The organism is Stenotrophomonas sepilia, from assembly GCF_003244875.1.
Lineage (GTDB): Bacteria > Pseudomonadota > Gammaproteobacteria > Xanthomonadales > Xanthomonadaceae > Stenotrophomonas > Stenotrophomonas sepilia.
The window spans coordinates 1-7,205 of sequence record NZ_LXXZ01000108.1 but is presented as its reverse complement, the minus strand read 5'-3'; the positions used below and the strand labels follow the sequence as shown (position 1 = coordinate 7,205).

At 66.9% G+C, this 7,205-nt stretch carries 8 protein-coding genes; 6 read left to right on the top strand and 2 right to left on the bottom strand.

All coding sequences use genetic code 11. From position 1 onward, the window contains the following. Positions 1–474 precede the first annotated feature (474 nt). On the bottom strand, positions 475–1,140 hold the full coding sequence (gene msrA / locus A7X97_RS20830) for a peptide-methionine (S)-S-oxide reductase MsrA (protein ID WP_181503452.1): 666 nt from the start codon (positions 1,138–1,140) through the stop codon (positions 475–477). Between the two features lie 30 nt (positions 1,141–1,170). Beyond that, complete coding sequence (locus A7X97_RS20825) at positions 1,171–1,434, bottom strand: putative signal transducing protein (protein WP_005415362.1); 264 nt, start codon at positions 1,432–1,434, stop codon at positions 1,171–1,173. 197 nt (positions 1,435–1,631) lie between these two features. On the opposite strand from A7X97_RS20825, the gene A7X97_RS20820 reads away from it, so the two are divergent. The 6 genes from A7X97_RS20820 (at position 1,632) to A7X97_RS20795 (ending at position 7,020) form a co-directional block, all read left to right on the top strand. Continuing rightward, the gene (locus A7X97_RS20820) at positions 1,632–3,380 is read left to right on the top strand and encodes a glutamine--tRNA ligase/YqeY domain fusion protein (protein WP_111008393.1); all 1,749 of its coding nucleotides are present in this window, start codon (positions 1,632–1,634) and stop codon (positions 3,378–3,380) included. Positions 3,381–3,423: 43 nt separating this feature from the next. Next, the gene (locus tag A7X97_RS20815; protein ID WP_072167895.1) at positions 3,424–4,077 is read left to right on the top strand and encodes a hypothetical protein; all 654 of its coding nucleotides are present in this window, start codon (positions 3,424–3,426) and stop codon (positions 4,075–4,077) included. A 48-nt stretch (positions 4,078–4,125) separates the two neighbouring features. Further along, a complete protein-coding gene (locus A7X97_RS20810; protein ID WP_072167894.1) occupies positions 4,126–4,848 on the top strand; it encodes a DUF6348 family protein in 723 nt (240 codons plus the stop codon). Positions 4,849–4,945: 97 nt separating this feature from the next. Beyond that, positions 4,946–5,506, top strand: a complete 561-nt coding sequence (locus A7X97_RS20805) for a nucleoside deaminase (protein WP_005415358.1) — start codon at positions 4,946–4,948, stop codon at positions 5,504–5,506. Beyond that, positions 5,490–6,557 carry a 23S rRNA (cytidine(2498)-2'-O)-methyltransferase RlmM gene (gene rlmM, locus A7X97_RS20800; RefSeq protein WP_088496053.1) on the top strand — a complete coding sequence of 356 codons (1,068 nt, stop codon included), beginning with the start codon at positions 5,490–5,492 and terminating at the stop codon, positions 6,555–6,557. Before A7X97_RS20805 ends, rlmM begins: the two co-directional genes overlap by 17 nt. Before the next feature lie 64 nt (positions 6,558–6,621). Beyond that, on the top strand, positions 6,622–7,020 hold the full coding sequence (locus A7X97_RS20795; protein ID WP_072167892.1) for an EF-hand domain-containing protein: 399 nt from the start codon (positions 6,622–6,624) through the stop codon (positions 7,018–7,020). Positions 7,021–7,205 lie beyond the last annotated feature (185 nt).

Genomic DNA, 7,205 nt, shown 5'->3' with positions numbered 1-7,205 from the left:
GGCGTGAGCCGCATGGGCCCGAGGCATGCCTCGGGCCCATGCGGCTCACGCCCCTGCACGGCCTACCCACCCCGCCTTCGACAGTTTCCTGCGGCCGCCCGCCACGGAAGAAGGAAAGAAGAGCAACAGCGGGTCGCGCGCTTCGCTTGCTTGGAGCGGAGCATGGCTCCGCTCTACAGAAAGCACTGCAGGATCAAACAAAAAGGACGCGGCAAACGCCGCGTCCTTTTTGTTTTTCTTCAGTTCGTCAGTAACCCATGCTCTTGCCCACCGTCACCGGGAAACTGTCGAAGGTGGGACGGGGGCGGCTGGCAGGACCGTTGGCGCCATGGATGGCGCCATCGAGCCCCCATGGACGGGTTTACGGCGTGTCCTGCCAGCCGCCCCCGTCCCGCCCAACCATCAGCAACCCAGAGCCGCTTTGGCTGTTGATGTTGATGTTGACGTTGCCCGCCGCAGGCGGACCACCGCGCGTCAGCGCGGCGCCTCCACATCCACCCCGATCGGGCAGCTCACGCCGGTGCCGCCGATGCCGCAGTAGCCGTTCGGATTCTTCGCCAGGTACTGCTGGTGGTAGTCCTCGGCGTAGTAGTACGCCGGTGCCGGGTACACGATCTCGGTGGTGATCGGGCCGTAGCCGGCCGCAGCCAGCTGCGCCTGGTAGGCCTCGCGGCTGGCCAGCGCGGCCTTGTACTGGGCCTCGTCGGTGGCATGGATCGCCGAGCGGTACTGGGTGCCGGTGTCGTTGCCCTGACGCATGCCCTGGGTTGGATCGTGGCTTTCCCAGAACAGCTGCAGCAGCCGCTCCAGGCTCACCACCGCCGGGTCGAACACCACCTGTACCACTTCGGTGTGGCCGGTCAGGCCCGAGCAGACCTCTTCATAGGTCGGGTTCGGCGTGATGCCGCCTGCATAGCCGACCGACGTGCTGTACACGCCCGGCTCGGTCCAGAACTTGCGCTCGGCGCCCCAGAAACAGCCCAGCGCAAAGCGGATCTGCTGCAGGCCGGCGAAACGGTCCTTCAGCGGATGGCTGTTCACGAAGTGCTGGTTGCTGTGCAGCGGCAGTGGTTGGTCACGCCCCGGTAGCGCCTCTTCCGGGCGCGGCAGGCGCTGCTTGAAGGCGCCGATGCCGAGGATGCCCTGGCCAATTCCCAACATGATGCGCTCCTACGCCGGAAGGCCGGCAATGTCGTCTGCATCGGAAATGGGGTCGGACGGGGCCTGGCCCAAGTCCAGCGCCGCTACGATGTCCTCGGCCTGCGGCCGCGCCGCATCGGGGATGCCGACCCGCAACACGCCAAACAGCGGCAGCTCGCCCATCCCGCCCAGCAACTGCTCTCCGAACACGAACGCGGGGATACCGGCGTCTTCCAGGGCGTGCTTGACCAGATGGGCGTCGAACAGGTTGTCGGCCTTGTACACGATGTGCATGTGGCGGCTCCTCGGGGCAAGGGTCCAGCATACGCCTGGGGGCTGAATGGTGGAGAGGGCGGGATCCGAGAGTTGCCGGCCAGCGGCCGGCACTACCGGAAGACGCCGGGTAGTGCCGGCCGCTGGCCGGCAACCCCGGCAGTTCTGCCCGGTACGCGCTAGACTGTTGGTCTTTCTGCCTTTCTTTTCGCCGACTCATGTCCGAGCACACCCCCGCCAGCCCCGAGACCCCCGCCGACAGCCACGAGAAGCGCGATTTCATCCGCCAGATCGTGCGCGAGGACCTGGCCAGCGGAAAGCACCAGGCGATCAAGACCCGCTTCCCGCCGGAGCCGAACGGCTACCTGCACATCGGTCATGCCAAGTCGATCTGCCTGAACTTCGGCATCGCCGGCGAGTTCAGCGGCGTCTGCAACCTGCGCTTCGACGACACCAACCCGGCCAAGGAAGATCCGGAATACGTGGCCGCGATCCAGGACGACGTGCGCTGGCTGGGCTTTGAGTGGAACGAGCTGCGCCATGCTTCGGACTACTTCCAGGCCTATTACCTGGCCGCCGAGAAGCTGATCGAACAGGGCAAGGCCTATGTCTGCGACCTGTCGGCCGAAGAAGTGCGCGCCTACCGCGGCACCCTGACCGAGCCGGGCCGTCCGTCGCCATGGCGCGACCGCAGCGTCGAGGAAAACCTCGACCTGTTCCGCCGCATGCGCGCCGGTGAATTCCCGGATGGCGCGCGCACCCTGCGCGCGAAGATCGACATGGCCAGCGGCAACATCAACCTGCGCGATCCTGCGCTGTACCGCATCAAGCACGTCGAGCACCAGAACACCGGCAACGCGTGGCCAATCTACCCGATGTACGACTTCGCCCATGCGCTGGGTGATTCGATCGAGGGCATCACCCACTCGCTGTGCACGCTGGAATTCGAAGACCACCGCCCGCTGTACGACTGGTGCGTGGACAACGTCGATTTCGCCCATGACGACGCGCTGACCCAGCCGCTGGTCGATGCCGGGCTGCCACGCGAAGCGGCCAAGCCGCGCCAGATCGAGTTCTCGCGCCTGAACATCAACTACACGGTGATGAGCAAGCGCAAGCTGATGGCGCTGGTCACCGAACAGCTGGTGGACGGCTGGGAAGACCCGCGCATGCCGACCCTGCAGGGCCTGCGCCGCCGTGGCTACACCCCGGCCGCGATGCGCCTGTTCGCCGAGCGCGTGGGCATCAGCAAGCAGAATTCGCTGATCGACTTCAGCGTGCTGGAAGGCGCACTGCGCGAGGACCTCGACAGCGCCGCACCACGCCGCATGGCGGTGGTCGATCCGGTCAAGCTGGTGCTGACCAACCTTCCGGAAGGCCACGAAGAACTGCTGACCTTCAGCAACCACCCGAAGGACGAGAGCTTCGGCAGCCGCGAAGTTCCGTTCGCCCGCGAAGTGTGGATCGATCGCGAGGACTTCGCCGAAGTGCCGCCGAAGGGCTGGAAGCGCCTGGTGCCGGGCGGCGAAGTGCGCCTGCGTGGCGCCGGCATCATCCGCTGCGACGAAGTGATCAAGGATGCCGACGGCACCATCATCGAACTGCGCGGCTGGCTCGATCCGGAATCGCGTCCGGGCATGGAAGGCGCCAACCGCAAGGTCAAGGGCACCATCCACTGGGTCAGCGCCGTGCACGGCGTGCCGGCCGAGATCCGCCTGTACGACCGCCTGTTCTCGGTGCCGAACCCGGATGACGAATCGGAAGGCAAGACCTACCGCGACTACCTGAACCCGGAATCGCGCCGTACCGTCACCGGCTATGTCGAGCCGGCCGCAGCCAGCGCCGCACCGGAGCAGTCGTTCCAGTTCGAGCGCACCGGCTATTTCGTCGCCGACCGCCGCGATCACACCGAAGCCAAGCCGGTGTTCAACCGCAGCGTGACCCTGCGCGACACCTGGTCGGCCTGAGGACCTGCGCGGGCGCCGGGATGGCGCCCGCACACTCCCGACGATGATCACCGCCCTGTCCGCCCTGCTCTGGTTCATCTCGCAGCATCCGCTGCTGACGTTCTTTGCAGCAATGGTGTTGGCCGGGCTGGTCTCGTGGTGGCGGCGTTCGCCGGTCTACGCCATCGTGGTGTTTCCGCTGGCGATGCTCAACATCTTCCTCGGCAGCTTCCTCAACGCCACTTTCCTCAATGCGGTGGGCGAGCGCGGTGAAGCCGTGATCGTGAAGGCCGAGGAAACCAATTCCACGCTCAACGAACAGTACATCTGGCGTTACGAAGCGGTGTTGCGCACCGCCGAGGGCCGCGACGTGGAGGTGGTGTTCCATACCAACACCGCCTCGCTGTGGCCGCTGGAGAACGCCATCCGTATCCCCGCGCAGGACCAGCCGTTCGTCGTGAAGTACACGCCGGGCTTCCCACGCAACTTCGTCATCCTCACCAACGAATCGCCGCACGGCATCGCGCAAGCCCGTGCCAGCGCGCGCGAGCGGGTGGAGGTGGCGGCGCGCAAGCTGCACTTCAGCCCGGGCAATGCCGGTTTCCGCGCGGACTATCGCCGCGAGCTGGAAAGCTGGCTGCGCGACCACGGCAACGACCCGCAGCAGCAGTCCGACGCGCAGCGCTATCGCGCCGAACTTGACGCGCTCGACCGCTAGCACCAGGCCCGGCCTGGATGCTCCACCCGATCCATCCACAGGCCCGACATGACCACGACGTCCACCGCCCTCCTCCCACTGCTGCAGCAGGCGCTGCAGGACGTCAGCGTCGCCAGCCGCATCGACGGCAACGCGCTGCTGCTGGACAGCGGACTGCGCCTGACCCCGCATGCGATGGCCGCATACGCGCGCGACAACGGCGGCTGGCAGACCTCCACCGTCATCGAAAGCCAGCATCCGCTGCTGTTCGCTGACGGCCTGTTCGAGTACCAGCACGCCAACGGTACCGATGAACAGGCATCGCTGCTGGCCGGCTTCCAGGCCTGGGCACGGGTGGACCTAGTGACCCTGCAGACCGCGATCGGCGCCGAAGACGCACAGGGCCTGCCGATGATGGGTCTGACCTATCCGGCCGGCGATGACGGCCAGGAACACGAACGCACCGTGGTGCTGGGTCCGCTGGCGCATTACCGCGAGCACGAGGTGGACGCCAGCACCTGCAGCGAGGACGACCATGGGTCCTGTCCGTGCTGCCTGTTCACCAGGAGCATGGACGCCTTCGACGAACTGCTGAAAGCGCGCCCATTCCTGGCCATCCGCCTGTTCGCCTCGCGCGATGCCGATGGCCTGTGCGAGGCCGATTGCCGGGTCAATGGCCACGACTTCGCCGCTGCCCTGCCATTGCTGCGCGCGTATGCCGCCAGCTGGCCGCAGGCCGGGCTGGAGTTCCGCAAGCAGTACGTGGTGATCCGCACCGGCTCGCCCGGCTGACCCACCGCCACACCCGATACAGGCCGGTGCGGCTACACTGCGCGCCGGTTTCCCAAGCAACCGCACCTTCTTCCATTCCCTACGAGGCACCCCCGCGATGCTGTACGCGCAAGTCCACCTGACCCTTCCCGCCTGGATCCACGACCAGATCGACCTGGATCGTCGATATCCGGGCGATGAGGCCAAGGTCGCGCTGGCGATCGAGCTGTCGCGGTTGAACGTCGAGCACGCCAGTGGCGGCCCGTTCGGCGCCGTGGTGTTCGGCCCGGATGACAAGGTGATCGCCGCCGGCGTGAACCGGGTGATGCCGCACGCCACTTCGCTGGCGCATGCCGAGAACATGGCCTACATGCTGGCCCAGCAGCGCCTGCAGACCCCGCGCCTGAACGCGGTGCTGTCGCCGGTCACCCTGGCCACCAGTTCGCAGCCATGCTGCCAGTGCTACGGCGCCACCGTATGGGCGGGCATCGACCGCCTGCTGATCGGTGCCAGTGCAGCCGACGTCGAAGAACTGACCCCGTTCGACGAAGGCCCGCTGCCGGCCGACTGGGTCGGCGAGCTCAACAAGCGTGGCATCGAAGTGGTGCAGGGCCTGAACCGCGACGCCGCGCGCAGCGTGCTGCGTGCCTATGGGGAAAGCGATGGCGCCCGTTACTGAAACCGGCATCGGCCTGCTGTGCCTGTGCCGGCAGGGTTTCGAGCCCGAGCTGGCAGGCGAACTGCAGTTCCGTGCCGGCGAAGCCGGTTTCGCCGGTTATGCGCGCACCCAGCGCAATGACGGCTACGTGCTGTTCATGTGCGACGAGGCCGCGGCGCTGGCACCGCGCCTGCGCTGGCGCGAACTGATCTTCGCGCGGCAGAAGCTGGTTGTGCTCGCTGAGCTGCCACAGCTGGATCCGGCCGACCGCATCACGCCGATGCTGGAGGTGCTGGCCGATGCGCCGCGCTTCGGCGACCTGTGGGTGGAGCATCCCGATTCCGACGCTGGCAAGCCGTTGTCCGGGCTGGCGCGTGCCTTCGGCAACGCGCTGCGCCCGGCGCTGCGCAAGGCCGGCAAGCTCAGCGACAAGCCGAACACCCGCCTGCCGCGCCTGCATGTGGTGTTCGTCGACGGTACCCACGCCTTCGTCTGCGTGGCCGACCCGGCCGACAGCGCGCCGTGGGCACTGGGCATTCCGCGCCTGAAGCTGCTGCCCGAAGCGCCTTCGCGTTCGGCGCTGAAGCTGGACGAAGCGCTGCTGACCCTGCTGACGCCGGAAGAACGCGAGACGCTGGCCAAGCCCGGCATGCGCGCGGCCGACCTTGGCGCCGCCCCAGGTGGCTGGACCTGGGTGCTCACCCGGCAGCACATGCACGTGCTGAGCATCGACAATGGCCCGCTGCGCCAGCACGTGCTGGACACCGGCCTGGTCGAGCACCTGCGCGCCGATGGCTTCCACTGGCATCCGGAACAACCGTTGGACTGGATGGTCTGCGACATGGTCGAGCAGCCGCGCCGCGTCGCCGAACGCATGGCCACCTGGTTCCGCGAGGGCTGGTGCAGGCATGCGATCTTCAATCTGAAGCTGCCGATGAAGAAGCGCTGGGACGAGACCCGGCTGTGCCTGGACCTGTTCCAGGACCAGGCCGGCAAGCCGCTGGTGGTGCGCGCCAAGCAGCTCTATCACGATCGTGAAGAGATCACCGTGCTGGCCTCGCCGCTGCGCTGATCCGTCATCGGCGGCACAGGTTGCCGGGAGTACGCTCCCGGTACCCTCTGGCAAGGAGCCTGTCATGAACCTTCCCCGTTCCGCCGTGCTGGTGGCCACCCTGCTGGCTTCGGTACCGGCGATGGCCCAGCATGGTCCGTCCACCCCTGCGCAGAGCCAGCCGCTGGGCCCGACCGGCGGCGCCATCCGTCAGCAGCCCCTGGATGCCGGCCGCGTCACCGGCAGCGTCGATATTCCGCAGCCGGCCGGCGAGGCACAGGTGACCGTGCGCTCGCTGGAACCCAGCAGCGTGGTTGGCCAGTACCGCATCCGCTTCAGCGACCTTGACGTGAATGGCGACGGTTTCATCAGCCGCGAGGAAGCACAGGCCAACCCGGCGCTGGCCGATGAGTTCAATGCGTTGGACGTGAAGCGTCGCGGCAAGCTGGATCGTGCAGACCTGGCCGGTTGGCTGGTGGATTGAAAAAGGGGACGGAGGGGATTAAGTCGTATGTGCACATACGACTTAATCCCCTCCGTCCCCTTTTTTGATCACCGACGGCGCGCGCACGATCCGCTATCGGTAGGTGCCAAAGCGGCGTCCCGTGGTTGGTAACACGCCAGCGACGCCCGTCGTGTCTTGCGGTCTGGATTCCGCGATGGTTGGGG